This is a genomic window from Ciceribacter lividus, from assembly GCF_003337715.1.
Lineage (GTDB): Bacteria > Pseudomonadota > Alphaproteobacteria > Rhizobiales > Rhizobiaceae > Allorhizobium > Allorhizobium lividum.
Map to the genome: position 1 here is coordinate 320706 of NZ_QPIX01000003.1, position 25702 is coordinate 346407.

The window sequence follows — 25702 nt, forward strand, 5'->3', positions numbered from 1 at the left end:
CGGTTGATGCGGACGGAAACGGCAAGGCCTGAAGCGGTCATCGTGATGGGGGTCTGCGGCTGCGGCAAGTCGTCCGTCGGAGCGGCGATCGCCGAGCGTCTCGGCTTGCCCTTCGTCGAAGGCGACGTCCTGCATCCGCAATCGAATGTCGAGAAGATGTCGCGGGGCGAGCCGCTGAGCGACGAGGATCGCTGGCCGTGGCTCGAGATCATCGGCCGGACGATGGCGGATGCGCTGGGACGAGGCGATGGGATCGTCGTCTCCTGCTCGGCGCTGAAGAAGGCCTATCGCGACCGGCTTCGGGCTGCGATCGGCGGCAGGCTCTCCTTCGTTTACCTCGAGGGAACGCGCGAACTGCTGAGCGAGCGGATGGGGTCGCGCACCGGCCATTTCATGCCGACCTCTCTCCTAGACAGCCAGCTTGCCACGCTCGAAGTGCCGACCGGCGAGCCGGGTGTCGTAACGGTCGATATCGATCGTGGCATCGGGGAGATCGTGGATATGGCGGTCGCCGGGCTTTCGCCGGCCGCGGGTCGCTGAAGGCTGCCCGCAGCCTGTCTCGCGGTGAACGTTAGGACAATTCCGACTGGTCGATCACCGGCATGTGCGGCAGTTCATAATAGTCGCCGGCGGATTCCGTGTGAATCTGGCTCTCCATCCTGAGGCCGGTCTGCCCGTCGATCGTTCCGGCCCAGATCGAGATGTAGGGATTGCCGTGCCGGCGCCAGAACAGGTTGCTGCCGCAGTTGCCGCAGAAGCCGCGTTCCGCCGTGTCGGAAGACCGGAACCACCGGAGGGTGTCACCTCTGATCGTCACGTCGGCCTGTGCGGCTTGCGTCGCCGCAACATAGTGGCCGGACGTTTTCCTGCATTGGTGGCAATGGCAGGCGACCACCGGTCGCAACTCTCCCCGAACGTCGTAGGTAACGCCGCCGCAAAGGCAGCCGCCTGTTTTCGCTTGTGCCAAGGCTCTTCTCCCACGCGAAACCCGATCGAGTGGTGCAGCTTGGCATGGGGCCGTCGCGCCGGTTGGCTCCGAGACGACGGCTTTCGACCTCTGGCCGACCCGTTCCTCAGACGCCGAGCTTGTCGCGCAGGCCGTACCACCACGCGCCGAGAACGGTGAGCGGCACGCGGAAGGTCCTGCCGCCGGGGAAGGGAAGCGCCGGCAGCGAGGCCCAGACGTCGAAGCGACCGGCATGGCCGGCGACGGCCTCACCGAGGATCTTGCCGAGCAGATGCGTCGTCGTGACCCCGTGACCGGAATCCCCGTGGGAGAAATAGACGTTCTCGGAAAGCCGGCCCATATGCGGGATGCGCGTGAGCGTGAGCGCGAAGTTGCCGCTCCAGGCGAAATCGATCCGGGCACCCTTCAGTTGCGGGAAGGTCTTCAGCATGTTCGGGCGGATGACGCCCGTGAGGTTCGCGGGGTCATGCCCGCCATAGCCGATGCCGCCGCCGTAGAGCAGCCGGTTGTCGGCGGTGCGGCGATAGTAGTCGAGCACGTAATTGGCATCCTCGACGCAGTAGTTGGCCGGAAGCAGGTCTTCGATCAGCTTCGCGTCGAGCGGCTCCGTCGCCATGACCTGCGAGGAGACCGGCATCATCCGGTCGGTGATCTTCGGCAGCATCGAGCCGAGATAGGCATTGCCGCAGACGAGCACGTACTTCGCCTTCACCCGGCCCTTGGCGGTCTTCACGACCGGGTTCAGGCCCATGTCGAGTCCGGTGACGCGCGACTTTTCGAAGATCCGCACGCCGAGCCCTTCCGCGGCGGCGGCCTCGCCGAGCACCAGGTTCAGGGGATGGATGTGGCCGCCGAGACGATCGATCATGCCGCCGACATAGCGGTCGGATTTCACGTATTTGCCGACGTCTGCCTTGGCGACCATTTCGAGGCCGGTATGTCCGTGCTTCTCCCAGTTCGCCTTGACATGCGCCATCTCCTTGACCTGCTTGTCGGTGAAGGCGGCGAAGAAGCCGCCGTCGACGAGGTCGCAGCGGATGCCGTAGGTCGCGACACGGCGGCGGATGATCTCGCCACCCTCGAGCGACATCTCGCCGAGCTTCACCGCCTTGTCGGGGCCATAGCGCCTGGCGATCACTTCGAGGTCACGGCTGTAGCCGTTGACGATCTGCCCGCCGTTGCGGCCGGAAGCGCCGAAGCCGACGCGCTCGCCTTCGAGCACCACCACCGAGAAGCCGTTTTCGGCGAGTTCCAGCGCGGCAGAAATGCCGGTGAAGCCGGCGCCGATCACGCAGACGTCGGCTTCCGTCTCGCCTTCAAGTTCGGGACGGACGCGTTTGTCGTTGGCACTTGCCGCATACCAGGAATTGGCGTGGCCGGGATTGGTCGGGGAAGTCTGCATCGTCCTGTTCCTCTCAAACGGTCCGGATATAGGCGTCGTATTCCACGTCGGTGACGCGGAGCGAGAATTCCGAGATTTCCTGCTGTTTGCAGGCGGTGTAGAGCCCGCGATACTTCGGCCCGAGGGCAGCATAGGCGAAGCTCGACTTCGAAAAACGCTGCAGCGACTGGTCCCAGTTGGTCGGAAGCGGTTCGTGGTTGATCGCATGCTCGTCGCCGCTGATCGCGCCGCCCGGCTGCGTCTTCTCCTTCATGCCCGCGAGCGCGGCGCTGAGGATCATCGCGACGACGAGATAGGGATTGGTGTCGGCGCCGGCGACGCGATGCTCGATGCGGGTGGCGGGCCGGCTCGCGGTGATGACGCGCACGGCGGCCGAGCGGTTGTCGAAACCCCATGAAGCATAGGTCGGCGCATGCTCCGACGGCCGCAGCCGCCGGTAGGAATTCTGGTGGGGGGCGAAGACCGCCATGCTCTCGCCCATGGACTCCAACAGCCCACCGACCGAATGGAAGAGCTCCTCCGACGGCCCGTCTTCTCCGGCGTAGATGTTGGTACCGGTCTCGTCGAGCACCGAGAAATGGACGTGCATGCCGCTGCCGGCCTGGGTGCCGTAGGGCTTCGCCATGAAGGTGGCGTCGAGGTCGTGGCAGCGGGCCACGCCCTTGACGATGCGCTTCAGGAGCACCGCATAGTCGGCTGCCGCGAGCGCGTCCGGCACGTGGTTCAGGTTGATCTCGTACTGGCCTGGGCCGTTTTCGCGCAGCGTCGTGTCAGCCGGCACCTTCTGCGCGCGCGCCGCGGTCGAGATCGCGTGGAAGACCTCCTCGAAGTCCTGCAGTTCGGCGATCGACAGCACCTGCGTCTGGCCGGTGTGCCAGCGGCCTTCGCGGGTCTTCGGCGGGCGCACCGGATCGAGGGCCGAGCGCACCGGATCGATGAGATAGAATTCGAGTTCGGTCGCGACGACCGGCGTCAGCCCGAGCTTGCGATAGCGCTCGACGACGCTTGCCAGCACGTTGCGCGGGTTGGCGTAGAAGCCGCTGCCGTCCGGATTGCGCATCTCCAGCAGCACCTGCGCCGTCGGCCGCGACAGCCATGTGACGCGCGAGAGCGTGCCGGGAACGGGAAAGCAGAGCCCGTCGGGGTCGCCCGTGCCTTCCGCCAGGCCGGCGGCATTGACGTCGCGCCCCCAGACGTCGAGCGCATAGACCGAGCGCGGCATCGCCATGCCCTTGGTCAGGACGTCGAGCGCGCGTTCGCGCGGGATCCACTTGCCCCGTGGCACGCCGTTGACGTCGATGACGAACGCCTCCAGCACTTCGATGTCGGGGTTTGCTTCGAAAAAGGTCTTGGCTTGGCTTTCAATATCCATAAGGCACCGGCAGTGGTTTCAACGATCTGACCCACGCATGCGGAGATGCGCACGCGCAAACGGTATCGAACGACGCTAACGGTCGCCGAAATCTCCGTGGTGGTTCAGAAAGCGAAACATGCCTCAGCCTCTACAGTCTTCCCGCCGGGGCGCATCGGAAGGTGCGAAGACAAGGAGCACAGCCCGGCGGCTTTCCGCGACCACGCGGAAACTTGGTCTTACGACCGAAGACACCGCTATCACGAAATTGCCGCATTTGCCAGCCCTGCCGCAGGATGCATCGGCAGAGCGACGATACCCTAAGGCTTGAACCGCTCCGGACGCCAGGCGCTCATGTCGAGGAAGGGCGTCTCGCCGGTGACCGCTTCGGCGATCAGCCGGCCGGTGACCGGACCGAGGGTGAGGCCGTGATGGGCGTGGCCGAAGGCGAACCAGAGGCCGTCGTGGCGCGGCGCCTTGCCGATGATCGGCATCATGTCCGGCGTACAGGGCCGCGCCCCCATCCACGGTTCGGGATCGAGCCGTTCGCCGAGCGGGAAGATCGTGCGCGCCACCTTTTCGGCGCGCTCGACCTGCACCGGCGATTTCGGCGCGTCGCGGTCGGCGAATTCCGCACCCGTGGTCAGACGGATGCCCTTGTCCATCGGCGCGAGGAAATAGCCGCGCTCCTTGTCCATGGTCCAGTTGTTGAGAACGGCATTGCCTGCCGGCGCATAATGCATGTGGTAGCCGCGCTTCACGCCGACGATGAAGCTGTAGCCGAGCGTGCGGGTCACGTCCTCCGACCAGGGGCCGAGTGCCAGCACGACATCCTTGCCCTCCACAGTTCCGTCGACGGTCTTTACCTGCCAGCCCTTGCCGCCGGCGGCGGGCTTGAGCGTCGTTGCATCGCCCCTGACGAACCTGCCGCCGAGGCTTTCGAAATAGGCGAGATAGGCCATGGTCAGCCCGTGCGGATCGGTGACCGACCAGGGGTCGTTCCATTTCAGTGCGCCGACGAACTTGCCCGTCAGGTGCGGCTCCACGCGGGCGAGATCGTCCGCCGTCAGCGCCGTGAAGTTGATGGCCGCGACACCCGCCAGCCGCTCGGCCTCGGCGACTTCCTTGTCCATCGCCGCCTTCGTGCGGAAGGCCTCCATCCAGCCGTCCTTGCGGATCAGGCGTTCGGCACCCGCCGCCTTGATCAGGTCGGCATGCTCCGAGACCGAATTTTCGATGAGCGGCGCGTAGGCGTTGGCGATCGCCTGATGGCGCACCTTGTTCGAATGCCACCAGTAGCGCGACAGGAACGGCACCAGCTTCGGCATTGCCGTCGGATGGTAATGCGCGTCGATACGGTTGTTGAGCCCATAGCGCACCAGCATGCCGACTTCCTGCGGAAAACCGTAGGGCACGATGCCCTCGCGCTGGATCAGGCCGGCATTGCCGAACGAGGTTTCCTCGCCGGCGCCGCGCCGGTCGACCAGCACCACCGAGCGGCCGCGGCGGGCGAGATGGATGGCGGTGGAAACGCCGACGATACCGGCGCCGAGCACGATTGCATCTGCAGACATTCTATTCAGGATTCCGTTGCTGACAGGTCTTTCGCCGAAGATGCAATTGTCGATGCTGCGGCGCAAATGGAAAAATGCAAAGATCTGCCGATTGGCGTGAGGCGTTGCAAAAATGCGTGATGTCCTCGCAGACTCTTCGACGATCGGGCGTGGAGACGGCCGTCAATTGTCGCTGAGGCGGCTGCGGGTCGCAGATTTCGTCAGGCCGTCAAACCGACCGAGTCAGCCCGCCATCGACGCGGATGTTCTGTCCGGTGATATAGGCGGCACCGTCCGAGGCAAGGAAGGCGACGGTCGCGGCGATCTCGGCGCTCGTGCCGTAGCGCTTCATCGGCACGCCCGCGCGACGTTCCTCGGTGGCGGGGAGGCTGTCGATCCAGCCGGGCAGGACGTTGTTCATGCGGATATTGTCCGCCGCATAGGTATCCGCGAAGATCTTGGTGAAGGCGGCGAGGCCCGCACGGGCGACCGCGGATGTCGGGAACATCGACGACGGCTCGAAGGCCCAGGCGGTCGATATGTTGATGATGACCCCGGATTTCTGCTTCTGCATGATCGGCGTGACGAGGCGTGTCGGGCGCACGGCATTCAGGAAATAGACGTCGATGCCCGTGTGCCAGTCCTCGTCGGTCAGGTCGAGGACCGGCTTGCGCGGCCCGTGACCGGCGCTGTTCACCAGAGCGTCGACCCGCCCCCATTTTTCCACGGTCGCGTCCACCAGACGTTTGAGATCGTCGTTCGACTGGTTGGAGCCGGTGATCCCGATGCCGTCCAACTCCGCGGCCAGCGCCTCACCCTTACCGGACGAGGAGAGGATCGCCACGTTGAACCCGTCTGCCGCCAGACGCCGAGCGCATTCCGCTCCCATGCCGCTGCCGCCCGCCGTGATGATGGCTACTTTCTTTGCCGACATTGCAGGCACCTCTCTTCCACGATCGGGCGCCCTGTCGACCGCCCCGATGTTCCCTCAAGTAGAATTGTCCGACGGTAAGGAAAGGGGTCTTCATCGCTTTGACAAGCAAAAAGCGATCGGTGGGCGATGTGTTCGGGAAAATGCCGTCGTGCGACGGACATCAGGTCGCCAATGACGCCAAGACGGGATCCGGCGCGACTGGAAAATCAAGAAAATAACGTCGTTTTTGAGAGAATTGGCTGGGGAACCTGGATTCGAACCAAGATTAACGGAGTCAGAGTCCGTCGTTCTACCGTTGAACTATTCCCCAGCAGTGGGTCACGGCAGTGCGTGACCCGTCGGTGAGGCGGGCTTATAAACAAAAGCCGGCGACTTGCAAATAGCTGTTTTGAAAAAATCGGAAAAAATTCCCCTGCCGCGACGATGCTCTCACACGCCCGGCGCTGCACCGAATTCCGCCGGAAAAACAGTTTGGCTAAAACCGGACCCGCTGATATTATCGCGCCAACGAAAATCGAATATGGCGCCAGCGGCATGCCGCAGTCGGCCTTGCGCGGCGCAACGGAATAGATACGTGACAGACCCCGATCGCGGCCTCAGGCCGTCAAGCGAGGGGGCGTCGGCAGAAAGCCGCAACGGGGAGGCAACCCTCCGGCGCGGCAAGGCCAAGACGAATGCGCCGAAGGTTTCGGGCGCCGCCGTCGTGGCCGGCGAGGGGCAGGCGGCGACGTCGGCTCCGGCTGGACGTTCCGCAACCAACCAGGCGCACGAGCCGGTTCGCAAGCGAAAGCGCCGGCGACGCAACCGTTCGGGTCAAAACCAGCCTATCGATCTGCCGCATTCCGCAAATGCCGACAAGACGGCGGCGCCTGCGGCAGAGGCCGAGCATTCCCATCCCGGAAAACCGGGAAAGAAGCGCCGTCGCAACCGCAATCGCCGCAGCCTGCAGGGTCGGCCGCTCGCCTCAGGCAAGCCGGCCACCGCGCAGGCGGCCTCGCCGGCGCCGGCCGCCGCTCCCGCCAAGGCGCCTCTGCCGGCCAAGCCGCAGCAGCCGCAGCCGACGGAACGCCCGCGTCCGCCGGCGGCCGTTTCGCAGTGGTCGAACGATCTCTACGCGGCACTCGATCTCGGCACGAACAATTGCCGTCTTCTCGTCGCCCAGCCGACCCGCCCCGGGCAGTTCCGTGTCGTCGACGCCTTTTCGCGCATCGTGCGGCTCGGTGAAGGGCTTGCTGCGAGCGGCCGGCTTTCGGCGGAGGCGATGGACCGCGCGGTCGAGGCGTTGCGCGTCTGCGCGGCAAAACTCTCCGGCCGGCAAATCCGCCGCATGCGGCTGATCGCCACCGAAGCCTGTCGTGCTGCGGAAAACGGCGAGGAATTCCTGCACCGCGTGACGGTCGAGACCGGCCTCGAACTCGAGATCATCAACCGCGAGACGGAAGCGCGACTTGCCGTTTCCGGCTGCTCGTCGCTGGTCGGTCGCGAGGCGCGGTCGGTCGTGCTCTTCGACATCGGCGGCGGCTCTTCCGAGATTGCCGTCATCCGCATCGGCGAAAGCCGTTCGAGCCGGCTTGCCAACCACATCACCCATTGGACCTCGCTGCCGGTCGGCGTTGTGACGCTCTCGGAGCGTCATGGCGGCCGCGACGTGACGCCGGACGTCTTCGAGGCGATGACGGCCGAGGTCGGGGAAATGCTCGCGCGCTTCGACTGCCCGCCGATCGAAGGCGCCGAGAAAGGCGTGGCGTCCCACGATTTCCATCTGATCGGCACCTCCGGCACTGTGACCACGCTCGCCGGCGTGCATCTCGACCTGCCGCGCTACGACCGCCGCCGGGTCGACGGCCTCTGGCTCTCGGATGCCGAGGTGAGCGCCATGCAGGCGAAACTGCTCTCCTGGGATTACCAGGGCCGCGCGGCCAACCCCTGCATCGGCCCGGACCGCGCCGACCTCGTGCTCGCCGGTTGCGCGATCCTCGAGGCGATCCGCCGCCGCTGGCCATCGCCCCGCATGCGGGTGGCCGACAGGGGCTTGAGGGAAGGCCTGCTCACCGACATGATGGCCGACGACGGCGTCTGGCGGCGTGGGCGCAGCCGTCGCCCCTTCCGCGAGCGCGGGCGCTGAACAGGAAAGAACGAAGATGACCAAGGCTCCGATCGCCGGAAACCGCACCGGCCGCAAGCTCGGCCAGAAAGTCAAGAAGACCAAGCTCAAGGCCTCGTCGCGCCGCTGGCTCGAACGGCATATCAACGATCCTTACGTGCAGCGCGCCAAGCTCGAAGGCTATCGCGCCCGCGCGGCCTTCAAGCTTCTGGAGATCGACGAGAAGCACAACATTCTGAAGGGCGCCCGCCGCATCATCGACCTCGGGGCGGCGCCCGGAAGCTGGTCGCAGATCGCCGCCAACGTCACCGGGTCGACCGACGCGGACGTGCGCGTCGCCGCGATTGACTTCCTCGAAATGGCGCCGCTGCCTGGCGTGAAGATCCTGCAACTCGACTTCCTCGATCCGGAAGCGCCGGCAAAGCTCATCGAGGCCGTCGGCGGCACGCCCGATCTGGTGATCTCCGACATGGCCGCCCCGACCACCGGCCACCAGAAGACCGACCACCTGCGCACCATGCACCTCTGCGAGGTCGCGGCGCATTTCGCGATTGAGGTGCTCGCCGAGGGCGGCCACTTCCTCGCGAAGACCTTCCAGGGTGGCACGGAGCGGGAGCTTCTGACGTTGCTGAAACAGAACTTCCGCCAGGTCGTGCACGTGAAACCCAGCGCCTCGCGCTCCGAATCGGTCGAGATGTTCCTGCTCGCCAAGGGCTTCAAGGGACGCAAGCCCGCGACGGCTGAAGAGGCCGGCGACTGAGGGCACCAGACTCTGTCTGCGAAAGAGCGGAATAGGCGCCTATTTCACAGCGATGCTGTCGGGCTCTGGCCTTCCTCCGTGGCCGGAGACATTGGCGCCGGCATCGCGCGGCATCCGCAGGAAGGGCAGCACCGCCAGCAGCGACAGGCCCGCCACCACCGCGAAGGCGAGATGAAAGTCGGCAAGCCCGAGTGCATGGCCCTTGAGTGCCGTGCTTCCTTCGAGAATGGCGGCGGCCACCGCCACCCCGAGCGCCAGGCTCACCTGCTGTAGCACCGAACTCATCGACGTCGCCTGGCTCGCCTCTGCGTCGCCGATCTCCGCATAGCTCAGCGCATTGATGCCGGTGAAGAAGAAGGACCGGCAGAAGCCAGCGGCAAGCAGCAGTCCCATGATCAGGGCATAGGGTGTGCCGGGTGTGAAGAAGGCGTTCGCCGCCGTCGTCGCGGCACCGGTGATCGCCGCGGCAATGAGCACGGTGCGGAAGCCGACGGCCGCGAAGACACGGCGGGCGAGGAACTTGGTGGTGATCGCGCCGATCGCCCCTACGAAGGTGATGAGGCCGGACTGAAAGGGCGTGAGGCCGAAGCCGAGCTGCAGCATCAGCGGCATAAGGAAGGGGGTTGCCCCGGCGGCGATGCGGAAGATCGTCCCGGCGGTAACCGCGATGCGGAAGGTGGCGTTGCGAAAGAGGCCGAGGTCGAGAAGCGGCGTCGGATGGCGCCGCGCATGGCGGACATAGAGAAGACCGGCGGCGAGGCCGAGTGCCGTCGCTCCGATGCCGGCGGCAGGCGGCAGCGCCGGCAGGCTCATCACCGAAAGTCCGAAGACGACGCCGGAGGCCGCAAGCGCGCTCAGCGCGAAACCGCGCCAGTCGATCGGCGGCGTCTCGACCGGCGGCACCTCGGGCAGGTGGATGGTCGCGAGCCAGATGCCGGCAAGGCCGATCGGTACGTTGATCAGGAAAATCCAGTGCCAGCTGAAATAAGTGGTGATGAAGCCGCCAATCGGCGGACCGCTCAGCGGGCCGATTAGTCCGGGGATGGTGAGCAGCGCCATCGCCGAGACGAGCTCGCGTCGCTCCGTCGTGCGCAGGAGCACGAGGCGTCCGACCGGCGTCATCATCGCGCCGCCCATTCCCTGCAGGAAACGGGCCGCGACGAAGGCGACAAGCGATCCGGAGAGAGCGCAGAGGACGGAGCCGGCCATGAAGACGAGGATCGCCACGCGAAAGATGACCTTCGCGCCGAAACGATCGGCCATCCAGCCACTCGCCGGAATGAAGATCGCGAGCGCCACCATATAGGATGTGAGGGCGAGCTTCAGCGTGATCGGCCCGACGCCGAGAGCGGCGGCGATCGCCGGCAGCGCCGTCGAAATGACGGTCGAATCCATCTGCTCCATGAACAGCGCGACGGCGAGGATCAGCGGAACGATGCGGTTCATGCGGGCAGTGCTCACGGGAAGGAGGGGGCTTTCGCCGGTGCGTCGCGAGGCGCCCTTTCTACCCGAGGTTTGCTTTCCTTGCCAACGACGAATCGGCTTACCCTGGCGCGGAGGTTCACGTGTGCGTGAGGGATCTCTCGCCGCCGGTGAACCCAGAGAAACCCGGCACTCGTGCGTCTACGGATTTTTCTGTTCCCTTCCTGTCATAGACGTGTTACCAGCCCTCGCCAACTTCCACGTTGTCCTGCAGGAGCGGCCGGGCGGACGATTCGTCCCGGAGAGCCACTGCATTTTTTGAAAAGAGGAAATTGGCAATGGCACGCATCGTAATTTCGGCCACGGGAGCCGAAGCCCTGACTTTCGACGATGTCCTTCTGCAGCCGGGACATTCCGAGGTCATGCCGGGACAGACCAACATCGCGACGCGGATTGCCAAGGATATCGACCTCAGCCTGCCGATCCTCTCCTCCGCCATGGACACGGTGACGGAAAGCCGTCTTGCGATCGCCATGGCCCAGGCCGGCGGCATCGGCGTCATCCACCGCAACCTCACGCCGAGCGAACAGGCCGAGGAAGTCCGCCAGGTCAAGAAGTTCGAAAGCGGCATGGTCGTCAATCCGGTGACGATCGGCCCTGATTCGACGCTCGCCGAAGCGCTGGCGCTGATGAAGGCCCACGGCATTTCCGGCATTCCGGTGGTCGAGAACGGCGGCCGTCCCGGTCGTCTGGTCGGTATCCTGACCAACCGTGACGTCCGCTTCGCCTCCGATCCCTCGCAGAAGATCCACGAGCTGATGACCAAGGAAAACCTGGTCACCGTCAAGGAAAGCGTCGACCAGCAGGAAGCGAAGCGCCTGTTGCACGCCCACCGCATCGAAAAGCTGCTGGTGGTCGACGGCGACGGCCGTTGCGTCGGCCTGATCACCGTCAAGGACATCGAGAAGAGCCAGCTCAATCCCAACGCCGCGAAGGACCTCCACGGACGCCTGCGCGTCGCTGCCGCGATCTCGACCGGCGAGGACGGCCGCGAGCGCGCCGAGCGGCTGATCGATGCCGGTGTCGACGTGATCGTCGTCGACACCGCGCACGGCCACTCGCAGAAGGTTCTGGATGCCGTCGGCGTGGTCAAGAAGATGTCGAACTCGGTGCGCATCATCGCCGGCAACGTCGCGACAGCCGAAGGCACCCGCGCGCTCATCGAGGCCGGCGCGGACTGCATCAAGGTCGGCATCGGTCCCGGTTCGATCTGCACCACGCGCATCGTCGCCGGCGTCGGCGTGCCGCAGCTCGCCGCCGTGATGGCCGCTGCCGAAGAGGCCGCCAAGAGCGACATTCCGGTGATCGCCGACGGCGGCATCAAGTTCTCCGGCGACCTCGCCAAGGCGATCGCCGCCGGCGCCTCCGCGGTCATGGTCGGCTCGCTGCTCGCCGGCACGGACGAAAGCCCGGGCGAGGTCTTCCTCTACCAGGGCCGTTCCTTCAAGGCCTATCGCGGCATGGGTTCCGTCGGGGCCATGGCCCGCGGCTCGGCCGACCGCTACTTCCAGGCGGAAGTGCGCGATACGCTGAAGCTGGTCCCGGAAGGCATCGAGGGCCAGGTCCCCTACAAGGGTCCGGTTTCGGCCGTGCTGCACCAGCTCGCGGGTGGCCTCAAGGCTGCCATGGGCTATGTCGGCGGCCGCGACATCAAGGACTTCCAGGCGAAGGCGACCTTCGTTCGCATCTCCGGCGCGGGCCTGCGTGAAAGTCATCCGCACGGTGTCACCATCACCCGCGAAAGCCCGAACTACCCCGGCGCCGGCGCCTGAGGCGAGTGGATGGAGGGGAGCGGCAGATGCGAGCGAACAAGGTGATCCTGCTGCTGCTCGCCCTCTCGGGCGCCCTTGTCGCCTGGATGTTCTTCGGGCTCGATCCGGAGTTCCAGCGCCTCAGCGGGGCAGGGGGCTTCCTCGATGCCCGACTGTCCGGCTACGAGGCCGATGCGGTCCGGGGCCTTCAGGCGGCGCTTGCCGATCCGGCACGGGCCGAGGCGCGCGATCTGCTTCAGCTGATGTATCTCGGCCCGGACCTCGTCCTGCCGTTCGTGCTCACCCTCTCGCTTTGCCTGCTTCTTCGCGGCTATGCCCCCGGCGTCGTGCTCTACGGCCGACGCCTCGATGTCCGCCATGCCTGGCTGCTCTGCCTCGTTCCGGTCGCCTACGGCGTCTTCGACTATCTCGAGAATTTCGGGTTCCTGAGCTATTTCCCGCCGGCCGAGCCGGGTCCGTGGCTCGCCGAAAACCTGCCGCAGATCCTGCCTTGGGTGTCGCGCCTCAAATTCGTGCTGCTGTTCGTGTCCGGGCTCCTTGCGCTGCGCGTCACCGTCTTCTCGGGCCGTTCCGAGGGCCGGTAACGAAGATGTGTTGCCCGCAATCGCTGGTGGGCACTATCCTGCCTGCGGCGCGCCTGCGTTCGGGCCGCCATCCAGATACCCTGAACGGAGGAGCATCATGGACACGCCGAAAGTCACTCAGGCGATGATCGACGCCTATGACGAATACACTCATCTTACTCTGGATCGCCGCGCTTTCATGGAAAGGCTGACGGCACTTGCCGGCTCGGCGGCGGCCGCCGCCACGATCGCTCCGCTGCTTGCCGCCAGCAAGGCGAGCGCCGCCGTTATCCCCGAGGGCGACGCCCGCCTGAATGCCGAGAATGTGACCTATCCCGGCGGAACGACCGAGATGCAGGCCTATCTCGTTCGACCCAAGGATGCCGCAGGCCCGCTGCCCGGCGTCATCGTCATCCACGAAAACCGCGGCCTCAATCCGCACATCCGCGACGTTGCCCGTCGCATGGCGCTGGAGGGTTTCGTCGTGCTTGCGCCGGATTTCCTGTCGCCCTACGGCGGCACGCCGGATGACGAGGACAAGGCGCGGGAAATGTTCACGACGCTCGACATGGCTGCAGCCGTCAACAATGCCGAGTCGGGCCGCATCTACCTGGCCGGCCACGCCGATTCCAACGGCAATGTCGGCGCCGTCGGCTTCTGCTGGGGCGGAGGCATGGTCAACCGTCTGGCGGTCGCCTCGCCGGCGCTCGGCGCGGGGGTCGCCTACTACGGCGCCCAGGTCCCTGCCGATCAGGTGCCGTCCATCCAGGCGCCGCTTCTCCTGCACTATGCCGGGCTCGACGAGCGCATCAATGCCGGCATTGACGCCTACAAGGCGGCCCTCGACGCAAACAAGAAGACGTACGAGCTCTATGTCTATGAGGGCGTCAACCATGCCTTCAACAACGACACCTCCGCCGCCCGCTACGACAAGGCGGCGGCCGACCTCGCCTGGTCGCGGACGGTTGCCTTCCTGAAGAAGTACCTCGTCTGAGCAGTCCCTGTTGCGACGGTGCCGGAATTTTCCCGGGGCTGTCGCAACGCTGCGACACAAATCATCGTGAAGCACGGCAGATTTGACGCGGATCAAGAAACGCGATCGGGACAACGCTAGGATGCATACGTCGTGACGGGCAACCCCCGACGGCCAGCTGATTCCGCAACACGATTTCTGTCGAGGAGGAAGAGAATGGCATCGAGTATGAAAGCCGCCGTCGTGCGGGCATTCGGCAAGCCACTGGTGATCGAGGAGATGGCGATACCGGATCCCGGTCCGGGCCAGATTCTCGTCAAGTATCAGGCGACGGGTGTATGCCACACCGACCTGCACGCGGCGAACGGCGACTGGCCGGTCAAGCCCAATCCGCCGTTCATTCCGGGGCATGAGGGCGTCGGCTATGTCGCCAAGCTCGGCGCCGGCGTCACCCGCATCAAGGAAGGCGACCGCGTCGGCGTGCCGTGGCTGCACACCGCCTGCGGTTGCTGCACGCCATGCCGCACCGGATGGGAGACGCTCTGCGGCAGCCAGCAGAACACCGGCTATTCGGTCAATGGTACCTTCGCCCAGTACGGTCTTGCCGATCCGGATTTCGTCGGTCGTCTGCCGGACAATCTCGAATTCGGCCCCGCGGCTCCGGTGCTCTGCGCCGGCGTCACCGTCTACAAGGGGTTGAAGGAAACCGAAGTACGCCCCGGCGAATGGGTGGTGATCTCCGGCATCGGCGGCCTGGGCCACATGGCCGTGCAGTACGCCAAGGCCATGGGCATGCATGTGGTGGCCGCTGACATCTTCGATGAAAAGCTGAAGCTTGCGAAGGACCTCGGCGCCGACATTACCGTCAACGGGCGCGCCGCCGATGCGATCGAGCAGGTGCAGAAGGCGACTGGCGGCGTGCATGGCGCGCTCGTCACCGCCGTCTCTCCGAAGGCGATGGAGCAGGCCTACGGCTTCCTTCGCTCCAAGGGCACCATGGCGCTGGTCGGCCTGCCGCCGGGCTTCATCTCGCTGCCGGTCTTCGACACCGTGCTGAAGCGCATCACCGTGCGTGGCTCCATCGTCGGCACCCGCCAGGACCTCGAGGAATCGCTGGTCTTCGCGGGCGAGGGCAAGGTTGCCTCGCACTTCTCCTGGGACAAGATCGAGAACATCAACGACATCTTCCACCGCATGGAGGAAGGCAAGATCGACGGCCGCATCGTGCTCGATCTCGACTGAGTCACTGCGCGTACACCGAAACGTGAATGCAAGGGGCGGCTTGGGCCGCTCCTTGCTCTGGCGAGCCGTTCAGAACTTCCTATTTTATGGTGCAGTGCAATATTCAAGTTGCAGGGCACCATGTCGAATTCCAAATGCGAACAGATCTTTGTCTTTCAAGGTGGTGGCGCGCTCGGCGCCTACCAGGCGGGCGCCTACGAGGCGCTGCACGAACATGATATCGACCCCGATTGGGTCGCCGGCATTTCGATCGGTGCCGTCAACGCCGCGCTGATCGCCGGCGCTCCAAAGGAACACCGCGTTGAAAATCTCCGGACGTTCTGGGACAAGGTTTCGTCGAACCTGACCTTCGGGTTCGGCCATGACGGCGCTGATGTTCGCCGTATCTCCAACGAGATTTCCGTGATGGCCGGAGCGCTCACCGGCATACCCGGTTTCTTTTCGCCGCGCCTCTATACGCCATACCAGATCCTTTACAATCGCGACGCGGCCATTAGCTTCTACGACACGGAGCCCCTGCTCAAGACACTGGAGGAACTGGTCGACTTCGACCTTCTGAACAGTGGTCGGACCCGTATTAGTCTCGGCGCGGTCGAGGTCGTGTCAGGCAATTTCGCCTATTTCGACAATCGTCGCTACAGGCTGGATGCCCGGCATATCGCCGCTTCGGGCGCCTTGCCGCCGGGATTCGCACCGGTCGAAATCGACGGCCGTTACTATTGGGATGGCGGTCTCGTCTCCAACACGCCGCTGCAGTATGTCCTGTCCACCAATGGCTCCGAGCGTAACATGGAGATCTTCCAGATCGACCTCTTCAGCGCCCGCGGCGCCATGCCGAAGGATCATTTCGAGGCGGAGAGCCGTATCAAAGAGATCCGCTATTCCAGCCGGACGCGCCTGAACACCGACGATTTCGCTCGCAGGCAGGTCGTCCGCCGCGCCGCCAAGCGGCTCCTCGAAAGACTGCCGCCGGAATTCGCCGATGACGAGGATGCCAGAATTCTGAGGTCCATTGGCGTCGAATACGACGTGACGATCGTGCACCTCATCCACCGCCGGGCGGCCTCTGCCACGCACGCCATGGATGCCGAATTTTCACGGGCTTCGATAACGGAGCATTGGGCCGCGGGTTACGACGACGTCATGCACACGCTCAATCACGACAAGTGGAAAAGCCGCGGCCGCCCGCGCGACGGAATTCAGATTTTCGACCTCGCCCAGGAACGGCACGGGAAGAGCTGATTCTGCGCCCCGCCGTCCGGTATCGCGCCGGGCAGGGACGCACGGCCCCGGATAGGCAACAAGGAGAACGACCATGACGCTCAAGGGTAAAGTCTGCATCATCACCGGCTCGGCCAGCGGCATCGGCCATGCCATCGCCAAACGCTATGTGGAAGAGGGCGCGAAGGTCGTCATCGCCGATCTGAAGGAAGACCAGGCTCAGGCGGCGGCCGAGGCCCTGACATCGATCGGCCCGGGCGAAGCATTCGGTATCGCCATGGACGTCACGGACGAGGCGGCGGTCAATGCCGGCGTGGCGAAGACGGTTGCGAAGTGGGGACGGGTCGATGTCCTGGTGTCGAATGCCGGCATCCAGATCGTTCACAGAATAGAGGATTTCCCCTTCGCAGACTGGAAGAAGATGCTGTCGATCCATCTCGACGGAGCTTTCCTGACCACGAAAGCCTGCATCCCGCACATGAAGAGTCAGGGGGGCGGCGCCATCATCTACATGGGGTCAGTGCATTCGCACGAGGCCTCGCCGCTGAAATCGGCCTATGTCACCGCCAAGCACGGATTGCTCGGGCTGGCGCGGGTGGTGGCCAGGGAAGGCGGTTCGTCCGGCATACGAGCCAACGTCATCTGCCCCGGTTTTGTGCGGACGCCGCTGGTCGACAAGCAGATCCCGGAACAGGCGAAGGAACTCGGCATTTCCGAGGACGACGTGATCCGCAAGGTGATGCTCGGCGAAACCGTGGATGGCGAATTCACCACGGTCGAGGACGTCGCCGAGGTCGCGCTGATGTTTGCCGGTTTCGAGACCAATGCGCTGACGGGGCAGTCACTCGTCGTCAGCCATGGCTGGTTCATGAACTGAGCCTGACGGGAGGCCGTCGGGCTCCTCGTGACCACGCCCACTCGCGCGGAGCTTGCCGCGGCTCGCCACGATGCCCGCGGCCAATGCTTCCATGTCTTGCCGACGCGGGCTCGACCGCCGCCAGACAAGGCCGATCTCGCGCGAGGGGGCCGGGTCGGCGAAGGGAACGATGCGGATCGCGGTGCGCGCCGTTTCCGTATCGACGGCCATTTCCGGAATGAGTGTCATACCCATGTCGTGCGACACCATCTGCAGAAGGGTCGTCATCGAGGTCGCGCCGACATTGACGAGATTTCTTTTGTTCGCGGTCTTGCAGACCGCGAGTGCCTGGTCACGCAGGCAGTGCCCCTCTTCGAGCAACAGCAGCCGGTTCGGGTCGACCTGCGTTTCGGCGAGCGGCGAGACAAGCACGTCGCTTTCGTTGTCGGCCATGGCGACGAAGAAACGGTCGGTGAAGAGGCTGCGGCTCGCGACATTGTCCGCCTCGACGGGCAGGGCCGCGATCACCGCGTCGAGCCTGCCCTCGGCGAGGTCGCCGAGCAGCCGGTCGGTCACGGCTTCCTTGAGTTCGATTTCGATCAGCGGGTGCTCGCGCCTGAGATACGGCACCATCTGCGGCACCAGATAGGGCGCGACCGTCGGGATGATGCCGATGCGGATCATGCCTTCCAGCATGCCGCCCCTGCGGCGGGCGGCTTCCTCCAGCCGGTCGATGCCGGCGAGCACACCGCGCACGTGCACAAGGATTTCCTCGCCCTTGGCCGTCAGCAGTGTTGCCCCGCGCGTCCGCTCCACCAGCACCACCCCCAGGTGCTTCTCCATCTCCATGATCTGCACGGAAAGGGCAGGCTGGCTGACATGCACCATCTCGGCCGCGCGGCCGAAGTGCAGGGTGGCGGCGAGTGCTTCGAAGTAGCGCATTTGACGAATGGTAATCACGATAGGACAATCCTATCGTCATCCTCACTAAATACAATTGGAAATTATGAAGCACTTGGCCGATGGTGGCACCAGTTCACTCGTTTTTGCGAAAACAGGAGGCCAAGATGAACGAGCACGTCAAATCAACCGGCAAATGTCCGGTCATGCATGGCGGCAATACCGCCGTGGGCAAATCCGTCATGGAGTGGTGGCCGAACGCGCTGAACCTCGACATCCTGCACCAGCACGACACCAAGACGAACCCGCTGGGCCCGGACTTCAACTATCGCGAGGAACTGAAGAAGCTCGACGTCGAGGCGCTGAAGGCCGACCTTCGCGCGCTGATGCTCGACAGCCAGGAATGGTGGCCGGCCGACTGGGGTTCCTATGTCGGCATGATGGCCCGCGTTACCTGGCATGCCGCCGGCTCCTACCGCATCACCGACGGTCGTGGCGGCGCCAACACCGGCAACCAGCGCTTCGCGCCGCTCAATTCCTGGCCGGACAATGTCAACACCGACAAGGGTCGTCGCCTGCTGTGGCCGATCAAGAAGAAATACGGCAACAAGATTTCCTGGGCAGACCTGATCGCGCTCGCCGGCACGATCGCCTATGACGTCGCCGGCTTGAAGACTTTCGGCTTCGCCTTCGGCCGCGAGGACATCTGGCACCCGGAAAAGGACACCTACTGGGGCGACGAGAAGGAATGGCTGGCGCCGAGCGACGGCCGCTATGGCGACGTGACCAAGCCGGAAACGCTGGAGAACCCGCTTGCTGCGGTGCAGATGGGTCTCATCTACGTCAACCCGGAAGGTGTGAACGGCAAGTCCGATCCGCTGGCGACCGCCGCGCAGATGCGCGAGACCTTCGCCCGCATGGGCATGAACGACGAGGAAACCGTGGCGCTCACCGCCGGCGGCCACACGATCGGCAAGTCCCACGGCAATGGTAGTGCCGCCAATCTCAGCCCCGATCCGGAAGCCGCAGGACCGGAATTCCAGGGTCTCGGCTGGATGAACACCAAGGGGCGCGGCATCGGCCGCGATACCGTCGTCTCCGGCATCGAGGGCGCCTGGACCACGCAACCGACGAAGTGGGACAACGGCTACTTCGAGATGCTGTTCAAGCATGAATGGACGCTGACGCACAGCCCGGCCGGGGCCTCTCAGTGGGCGCCGATCACCATTGCCGAGGAGGACAAGCCGGCCGACGTCGAGGATCCCTCGATCCACGTCATGCCGATGATGACCGATGCGGACATGGCGTTGAAGGTCGACCCGATCTATCGCGAGATTTCGCTGAGGTTCAAGGACGACTTCGCCGCCTTCTCGGACGCCTTCGCCCGCGCCTGGTTCAAGCTGACCCACCGCGACGTCGGTCCGAAGTCACGCTATTTCGGCCCGGACGTTCCGGCCGAGGACCTGATCTGGCAGGATCCGATCCCGGCCGGCCGCAAGGACTACGACGTTGTAGCGGTCAAGGCCAAGATCATCAACAGCGGCCTCACCATCGCCGAAATGGTCACCACCGCCTGGGATAGCGCCCGCACCTTCCGCGGTTCCGACAAGCGCGGCGGCGCCAACGGTGCCCGCATTCGCCTGGCTCCGCAGAAGGACTGGGAAGGCAACGAGCCCGCCCGCCTCGCCAAGGTTCTGTCGGTTCTCGAAGGCATCGCTTCGGAAACCGGCGCAAGTCTTGCCGACGTCATCGTTCTCGCCGGCAATGTCGGTGTCGAACTGGCGGCAAAGGCCGCGGGCTTCGATGTCGAGGTCCCCTTCGCGCCCGGCCGTGGCGACGCCACCGCCGAGCAGACCGACGCGGACAGCTTTGCCGTGCTCGAACCGCTCGCCGACGGCTTCCGCAACTGGCAGAAGAAGGACTATGTCGTCAGCCCCGAGGAAATGCTGCTTGACCGCGCCCAGTTGATGGGGCTCACCGCTCCGGAAATGACGGTGCTCATCGGCGGCATGCGCGTTCTGGGCACCAACTACGGCGGCACGGCGCACGGCGTGTTCACCGACCGTGTCGGCGCGCTGACCAACGACTTCTTCGTCACCCTCACGGACATGGCCTATTCCTGGGTGCCGACCGGCAGCAACAGCTATGACATCCGCGAGCGCAAGAGCGGTGCGACCAAGTATACGGCGACCCGTGTGGATCTCGTCCTCGGCTCAAACTCGATCCTGCGTGCCTATGCGGAGGTCTACGCCCAGGACGACAACAAGGAAAAGTTCGTGAAGGACTTCGTTGCCGCCTGGGTGAAGGTGATGAACGCCGATCGGTTCGACATCGCCTGATGGAAGCATCCCGTGCGCGGCCCGCCGCCAGGGGCGCGCACGGGCAGCCGGCCCGTGGAGAGCGGTGGCCCCCCCGCCGCACTCGGGTTGCCGGCCGGAAACGGGAACAGCCGGGGTTCGCCCCGGCTGTTCCCGTTCTGCTGTCGATGTCCGTCTATATATGTCTGCGCTTACCAGCCGGGGATCATGTGGCCGGCACGCAGCCGCGGATAGTATCGCGGATAGGTTTTCACGTCGCCGTCGAGATCGTCGTCGACTGCCGACGGCGTGATGTTGTCGAGGCAGGCGGTGATGTGGTCGGTGATGGCGTTCATCAGCGAGGTCGAAAGCCCCGGCCGCTTCATCAGGCCGATCTGCACCGGCGGTAGCGGCGGAAAACCATCAGCCTGCGTCAGCACCTTCATGCCGGTGCGCAAGGCCGACTCCGGCAGGACCGAGACCGCCATCCCGGCAAGCACGGCGGCAGCCACCACGGTCGAGGACCAGCTCGTGAACAGGATCTGGTAGTCGCGGCCATCTGCATCGAGTGCCGAGCAGGCGAGCTGGCGCCAGTTGCAGTCGCGCCGCCCGACGGCGAGCGGCACCGGCGCGTCGTCGCGCAGCGGATGGTTCGCCGACGCGACCCAGCAGAGCGGTTCCGTGCGCACCACGTCCGAGCTGCGTGCGCGCGGATTGTGGGTGACAAGCGCAATGTCGAGTTCGCCGCGGGCCATCTTTTCGGCGAGGTCCACCGAGGGTTCGCAGACGATGTATAGCTCGACGTTCGGATGCGTCTTGGCGAAGCGTCCGATGATCTCCGGCATGTAGCGGTCGGCATAGTCGTCCGGCGTGCCGATCCTCAGCGTACCCTCGAGCCGGTTGTCGTCGAAGGCGGCGATCGCCTCCGAATTCAGCCGGATGATCCGCCGGGCGTAATTGAGGAGCTTTTCCCCTTCCGCCGTAAGCCGGTTGCCGCGGCCGTCTTTCATGAAGAGCTGCTTGCCGATGCGTTCCTCGAGCCGCCGCATTTGCATGGAGACGGCCGACTGGGTCTTGAAGACACGCGCTGCGGCCTTCGTGAAGCTTCCGGTGTCCACGATCGCGATGAAGGTCTGGAGCTGGTCGATATCGAGCGGAGCTGACATGGGGGAAATTCCATCAGATGGATTGATGATAACTATTAGAAACATTCGTTGGACTGATCAATAGCTTTTCAGCATCATCGTCCTGCAAATCAACCGGGGCCGACGACATCGGCTCCCCCCAACCTCCATACCCCGCTGGTCGGCTCTACCCTTCTCCGGGTACGAGCCCGCCTCTATTCGTGCCGAAATCGAAAGGACTTTGTCGCCATGAGCACGACCGAACGGATGACAGAACTCGATCTTGCAGTCTCCCGGCCGACGCTTGCCGCGCGTCTCGCCGCAACCTGGCAAGCGATGAAATCCGTTCTGCGCGCGCTGCGGAACCGACGAGCCGCGAACCGCCTTGCCGACCTCGACGATGCGCTGCTGCGCGACATCGGGCTTTCCCGTGCCGACGTCGAGAGCATTCTTCGGACCTCCGGCATTGCGGACGATCCTTCGCGTCTCCTCGCCCGCACCGCGCGCAATCGCGCCACCCGTTCGTTGCAGCCGGTGAAGTCCGAATGACCCTCTCCCAATCCCCGCAGGGTGACTGCCAATAACCCTGCCGACTTGCCCGGTGACCATCCCAGTCCCGGGCTTTTTTTTGTGCATTGGGATCTTCGCGCCCGGCCTCCCACAGGTTTTCCGTTCGCGGTAAGAGATTTCTAACTTCCGCACGAGATTCTCTTTAGCATTGCCAGCGGACCCGGGTTCTCCGGGCACGGTCACGGAGCCTTTTCAAATGCGGATTTCCAGGAAGCTTCCTCTCGCGGCGGCGGTCTTCACCATCGTCGCCATCAGCGCATCGGTCGCCTTGACGCTCTTTCTCGAAAGCCGTGCGCTGCGCCAGCAGGTCTACCAGATGCTGGAAGCGACGGCCGACGGAAGGCGCAACGAAGCGAAGGGCTATCTCGAAAGCGTAAGCCTCGATATCGCGGCGATCGCCTCGAACGTCACCACCCAGCAGGCGCTCTACGGCTTCACCGGAGCATGGAAATTCCTGGGAGAGGACCCGGCCGCCGAGCTCCACCGCCGCTATATCGACGAGAACCCGAACCCCGTCGGCGAGAAATACAAGCTCGACAGCGCCAAGAAGGATGCCTTTGACCGCGCCCACAAGCAGTACCAAGCCTATTATCTCAACCATCTGCAGGCGCAGGGCTACGACGACATCCTGATGATCGATCTCGACGGCAACGTCGTCCATTCGGTCCAGAAGGAGAAGGACTACGGCACCAACCTGACGAAGGGACCCTACAAGGATACCGGCCTCGCGGAAGTCTTCTCGAAGATCGTCGCCGCCAAGGATCCGAACGCCGTCGCCATGTCCGGCTTTGCCGCCTATGCGCCCTCGAACGGCGCACCTGCCTCCTTCCTTGCCGTTCCGATCACCATGAATGGCCGCACGATCGGCGTCATCGCCTACCGCCTGCCGAACCACCGCCTCGATACCCTTTTTGCCAACCGCAAGGGTCTCGGCGAAACCGGCGAAACCGTTCTGGTGGACTCCACCGGCGCATTGCTGAACGACAGTGCGCTCACGTCGGAGAAGGACGTCCTTTCCGCGAAGGTCGACACGGCGATGCTGCCGGTGGTCATGGAAGGCCGGGATGCCTTCGGTACCCTCTCCGGTTATCGCGACATGACCAGCCTTGCCGCCGGCGTGCCGCTCGAATTCGCCGGCACCCGCTGGGCGGTCTTCGCTCTCATCGGCGAGGATGAAGTCGCGGCGAACCTCCGCGACACGGCACTGGTTTCCGTGCTGTTCGGCGCTCCGATCGTGCTGCTCGGCATCGTGATCGCCGTCCTCTATTCGCGTTCCCTGACCCGCCCGATCACCCGCCTCGTCGGGTCCATGGGTGCGCTTGCAAGCGGCAACACGGCGATCGCGCTCGAAGGGGAGGAGCGGCAGGACGAGATCGGCGAAATGGTCCGCTCGGTCGCAGTCTTCCGCCAGGCTGCACTCGAGAAGCGGACGCTCGAAAGCGACGCCGAGACCCGCCGGCTCGCCGACGAGAAGGAGCGCCGGGACCGCGACGCCGAACGTGCCGCCGAGCAGGCGCGCATGACCGAAGCTGTCGAAATCCTCGGCAATGCACTGCAACGGCTGGCGAGCGGCGACCTCACCGCGACGATCGACAAGCCGTTTGCGAGTGGGCTCGACCGCCTGCGTGTCGACTTCAACGCCTCGCTCGAACGCCTGTCGCGGACGATTTCCGCCGTCCACTCCAATGTTCACGAGATCAACGCCAAGAGCGTCAAGGTGCGGGCTTCGACGGAGGATCTGTCGCGCCGCACCGAGGAACAGGCGGCAGCGCTCGAAGAAACCACCAATTCGATCCGCCAGATCATGGAGGCGATCCGCCAGTCCTCAGAGCGCGCCGAGACCGCGTCCCGGCTTGCCGGGACGGCCCGCAACAATTCCGACCGTTCGGCGGGGATCGTCGGCGAGGCGGTGAACGCGATGGCGCGCATCGAGAGCGCCTCGTCGGAAATCTCGAAGATCATCAACGTCATCGACGAGATCGCCTTCCAGACCAACCTGCTCGCGCTCAATGCCGGTGTCGAGGCGGCGCGCGCGGGCGAAGCCGGCAAGGGTTTTGCCGTCGTCGCGCAGGAAGTCCGTGAACTTGCCCAGCGTTCCGCCCAGGCGGCCCGCGAGATCAAGGCGCTCATCATCAAGTCCGGTGACGAAGTCGCAAGCGGCGTCGGGCTCGTCAAGGAAAGCGGTGACCTGCTGTCCTCGATCGCCGGCCAGGTGGTCGAGATCAACGACCACATCCACTCGATCGCCACTGCGGCGCGGCAGCAGTCGGAGGGACTGAAGGAGATCAATTCGGCCGTCGCGCGGATGGAGGACGTCACCCATCAGAACGCCCGCGCCGCCGAGCAGACCGACCGCGAGATGACGACACTCTCGAACGACACCCATACGCTTTCCGATGTCGTCGGGCAGTTCAACGTCGACCGGAGCCTCGCGTCGCAGGGCGCGACCGGCCTCAGGCAGGCTACGAGTACTGGCCCTGCCGAGCCGCGGGTCTTCCAGGCGCCGTCGCCGCGTCCGCGTGTGACGCCGGCCAGCCAGACCTCCCGTCCCGTCAGTTCGCCGGCCCGTGCGCTTCTTGGAAAGATCACCAACCGGCTGAACGTGAAAACCGGCGCTTCCGGCGCCGAGGCTTCCAGTGGCGGGGACTGGGAAGAATTCTGAGACCAGCGTGGCGGCTTCCGCCACCTATGCCTGAATCGGGACGAAAGGATCAGCCTTTGCCGTTCGGCGGCACATCGCCTTGCGGCGCCGGCTCCCCTTGCGGGGTCTCATGCGTCTGGTCGAGATAGCTGTCGAAGATCTGCTCCATGCTCTTCTGGTAGCTCTTCTGCACTTCGAGCCCGCTGTCGAACATGGCGTTCACCATCGTCGTGAACTGCTCGGTCGCCTGACCCTTCGGCTTTTCGGCAGGCTTGGCGGCCTCGCCCTGTGGCGTCGGGGCCGGCCCGGCATAACCCGCCATCATCTCCTGGAAAGCCCTGGTGAAAGGATTGTCGAAGAAGGGGTTGGCGGTCGGTGCGGGTTGCGGCTGGGCGGGCTTGACGCCGAACATCGTCTGCATCGCCTGCGTGAACGGATTGTCGAAGAGGTTCGGCTCCTTCGGCTTTGCCTTCGGTGCAAAGCCCATGCCTTCGAGCCACTGCCGGGTCATCGCTCCCATCGGCGAGTTGGCGAAGGCCGTGGCGTCGAACTGGCCGGTGGTCTGCTTGGAAAGCCCGCCCATGATCGTGTCGGCCATCACCGGCATCATCTTCTTGAAGATGTCCTGGCTGATGCCGGTGAACTGCGCCGCCTGGGCGGCGATTGCGCGCGAAACCTCCTTTGAGCCGAAGAGCTGTTCGAGCACGGTGTTGCCGTCGGCGATGCCCTGCGGCGTAAACGCCGCGGTCATGTCCTCGAAGTATTTCGCATAGTTCCCGGATGCCATCGCGCTGAGGAGCGCCGTCATGTCGTAGGGATTGGTGGTGTTGCGCTTGAAGCCGGAGGAAAAGGCCGGCATCAGCGCCGCCACCGCCTGCGCAGCCTGCTCCTGGGCGAGGTTGAACTGTCTGGCCACCGCTTCCATGGCCGTCCCGTTCTGCGCCTGCAACATCATCTCGAACAGTGGTAGCATGGATGGCGGCCCTCCGG

Annotated in this window: 21 protein-coding genes and 1 tRNA gene; 12 read left to right on the forward strand and 10 right to left on the reverse strand. The window is 64.7% G+C overall.

Translation table 11 applies throughout. The features are described from left to right. Window positions 1-6 precede the first annotated feature (6 nt). Window positions 7-540 (forward strand): gluconokinase, encoded by a 534-nt coding sequence (locus DFR48_RS07745; RefSeq protein WP_114362711.1) that lies wholly within the window; start codon window positions 7-9, stop codon window positions 538-540. 31 nt (window positions 541-571) lie between these two features. Here the strand turns inward: DFR48_RS07745 and DFR48_RS07750 are convergent, their stop codons facing one another. From DFR48_RS07750 to DFR48_RS07775, 6 genes are all read right to left on the reverse strand, one after another. Next, window positions 572-967 carry a GFA family protein gene (locus DFR48_RS07750; RefSeq protein ID WP_114362583.1) on the reverse strand — a complete coding sequence of 132 codons (396 nt, stop codon included), beginning with the start codon at window positions 965-967 and terminating at the stop codon, window positions 572-574. 106 nt (window positions 968-1073) lie between these two features. Then, window positions 1074-2369 carry an NAD(P)/FAD-dependent oxidoreductase gene (locus DFR48_RS07755; RefSeq protein ID WP_114362584.1) on the reverse strand — a complete coding sequence of 432 codons (1296 nt, stop codon included), beginning with the start codon at window positions 2367-2369 and terminating at the stop codon, window positions 1074-1076. A 13-nt stretch (window positions 2370-2382) separates the two neighbouring features. Then, complete coding sequence (locus tag DFR48_RS07760; RefSeq protein WP_114362585.1) at window positions 2383-3741, reverse strand: glutamine synthetase family protein; 1359 nt, start codon at window positions 3739-3741, stop codon at window positions 2383-2385. 299 nt (window positions 3742-4040) lie between these two features. After that, entirely contained in the window at window positions 4041-5294 is a 1254-nt protein-coding gene (locus DFR48_RS07765; protein ID WP_114362586.1) for an NAD(P)/FAD-dependent oxidoreductase, read from the reverse strand. Window positions 5295-5502: 208 nt separating this feature from the next. Further along, the gene (locus tag DFR48_RS07770; RefSeq protein ID WP_114362587.1) at window positions 5503-6207 is read right to left on the reverse strand and encodes an SDR family oxidoreductase; all 705 of its coding nucleotides are present in this window, start codon (window positions 6205-6207) and stop codon (window positions 5503-5505) included. A 236-nt stretch (window positions 6208-6443) separates the two neighbouring features. Then, window positions 6444-6517, reverse strand: a tRNA-Gln gene (locus DFR48_RS07775). A gap of 264 nt (window positions 6518-6781) precedes the next feature. Between DFR48_RS07775 and DFR48_RS07780 the strand changes: the two genes are divergently transcribed. Together DFR48_RS07780 and DFR48_RS07785 are read left to right on the forward strand one after the other, a co-directional pair. Continuing rightward, window positions 6782-8332: a Ppx/GppA phosphatase family protein gene (locus tag DFR48_RS07780; protein WP_114362588.1), complete on the forward strand. Its 1551-nt coding sequence runs from the start codon at window positions 6782-6784 to the stop codon at window positions 8330-8332. Between the two features lie 16 nt (window positions 8333-8348). Beyond that, window positions 8349-9071: an RlmE family RNA methyltransferase gene (locus tag DFR48_RS07785; protein WP_114362589.1), complete on the forward strand. Its 723-nt coding sequence runs from the start codon at window positions 8349-8351 to the stop codon at window positions 9069-9071. 39 nt (window positions 9072-9110) lie between these two features. On the opposite strand, the gene DFR48_RS07790 is transcribed toward DFR48_RS07785, so the two are convergent. Further along, window positions 9111-10517, reverse strand: coding sequence for a DHA2 family efflux MFS transporter permease subunit (locus DFR48_RS07790; RefSeq protein ID WP_114362590.1), 1407 nt, complete (start codon window positions 10515-10517; stop codon window positions 9111-9113). A gap of 314 nt (window positions 10518-10831) precedes the next feature. Here DFR48_RS07790 and guaB point away from each other — a divergent pair, with 314 nt between their 5' ends. The 6 genes from guaB to DFR48_RS07820 all read left to right on the forward strand — a co-directional run bounded on the left by guaB (window position 10832) and on the right by DFR48_RS07820 (window position 17201). Beyond that, window positions 10832-12325 (forward strand): IMP dehydrogenase, encoded by a 1494-nt coding sequence (gene guaB, locus DFR48_RS07795; protein WP_114362591.1) that lies wholly within the window; start codon window positions 10832-10834, stop codon window positions 12323-12325. A gap of 26 nt (window positions 12326-12351) precedes the next feature. Further along, a complete protein-coding gene (locus tag DFR48_RS07800) occupies window positions 12352-12909 on the forward strand; it encodes a hypothetical protein (RefSeq protein ID WP_114362592.1) in 558 nt (185 codons plus the stop codon). A 97-nt stretch (window positions 12910-13006) separates the two neighbouring features. Beyond that, window positions 13007-13882: a dienelactone hydrolase family protein gene (locus tag DFR48_RS07805; RefSeq protein ID WP_114362593.1), complete on the forward strand. Its 876-nt coding sequence runs from the start codon at window positions 13007-13009 to the stop codon at window positions 13880-13882. 195 nt (window positions 13883-14077) lie between these two features. Next, entirely contained in the window at window positions 14078-15103 is a 1026-nt protein-coding gene (gene adhP / locus DFR48_RS07810; RefSeq protein ID WP_114362594.1) for an alcohol dehydrogenase AdhP, read from the forward strand. A gap of 120 nt (window positions 15104-15223) precedes the next feature. Then, complete coding sequence (locus DFR48_RS07815; RefSeq protein WP_114362595.1) at window positions 15224-16345, forward strand: DUF3734 domain-containing protein; 1122 nt, start codon at window positions 15224-15226, stop codon at window positions 16343-16345. 73 nt (window positions 16346-16418) lie between these two features. After that, a complete protein-coding gene (locus DFR48_RS07820) occupies window positions 16419-17201 on the forward strand; it encodes a 3-hydroxybutyrate dehydrogenase (protein WP_114362596.1) in 783 nt (260 codons plus the stop codon). Here DFR48_RS07820 and DFR48_RS07825 read toward each other — a convergent pair. Further along, window positions 17166-18140 carry a hydrogen peroxide-inducible genes activator gene (locus DFR48_RS07825; protein ID WP_114362597.1) on the reverse strand — a complete coding sequence of 325 codons (975 nt, stop codon included), beginning with the start codon at window positions 18138-18140 and terminating at the stop codon, window positions 17166-17168. The two genes, DFR48_RS07820 and DFR48_RS07825, sit on opposite strands and share 36 nt — an antisense overlap. Window positions 18141-18247: 107 nt before the next feature. Between DFR48_RS07825 and katG the strand changes: the two genes are divergently transcribed. After that, window positions 18248-20419: a catalase/peroxidase HPI gene (katG, locus tag DFR48_RS07830; RefSeq protein ID WP_114362598.1), complete on the forward strand. Its 2172-nt coding sequence runs from the start codon at window positions 18248-18250 to the stop codon at window positions 20417-20419. A 170-nt stretch (window positions 20420-20589) separates the two neighbouring features. Here the strand turns inward: katG and DFR48_RS07835 are convergent, their stop codons facing one another. Continuing rightward, window positions 20590-21543, reverse strand: a complete 954-nt coding sequence (locus tag DFR48_RS07835; protein ID WP_112689173.1) for a LysR substrate-binding domain-containing protein — start codon at window positions 21541-21543, stop codon at window positions 20590-20592. Between the two features lie 207 nt (window positions 21544-21750). Between DFR48_RS07835 and DFR48_RS07840 the strand changes: the two genes are divergently transcribed. Then, on the forward strand, window positions 21751-22050 hold the full coding sequence (locus DFR48_RS07840; RefSeq protein ID WP_114362599.1) for a DUF1127 domain-containing protein: 300 nt from the start codon (window positions 21751-21753) through the stop codon (window positions 22048-22050). A 217-nt stretch (window positions 22051-22267) separates the two neighbouring features. Next, window positions 22268-24733 (forward strand): methyl-accepting chemotaxis protein, encoded by a 2466-nt coding sequence (locus DFR48_RS07845; protein ID WP_114362600.1) that lies wholly within the window; start codon window positions 22268-22270, stop codon window positions 24731-24733. 49 nt (window positions 24734-24782) lie between these two features. Here DFR48_RS07845 and DFR48_RS07850 read toward each other — a convergent pair whose 3' ends face one another. Further along, a complete protein-coding gene (locus DFR48_RS07850) occupies window positions 24783-25685 on the reverse strand; it encodes a DUF937 domain-containing protein (RefSeq protein WP_114362601.1) in 903 nt (300 codons plus the stop codon). Window positions 25686-25702: the final 17 nt, after the last annotated feature.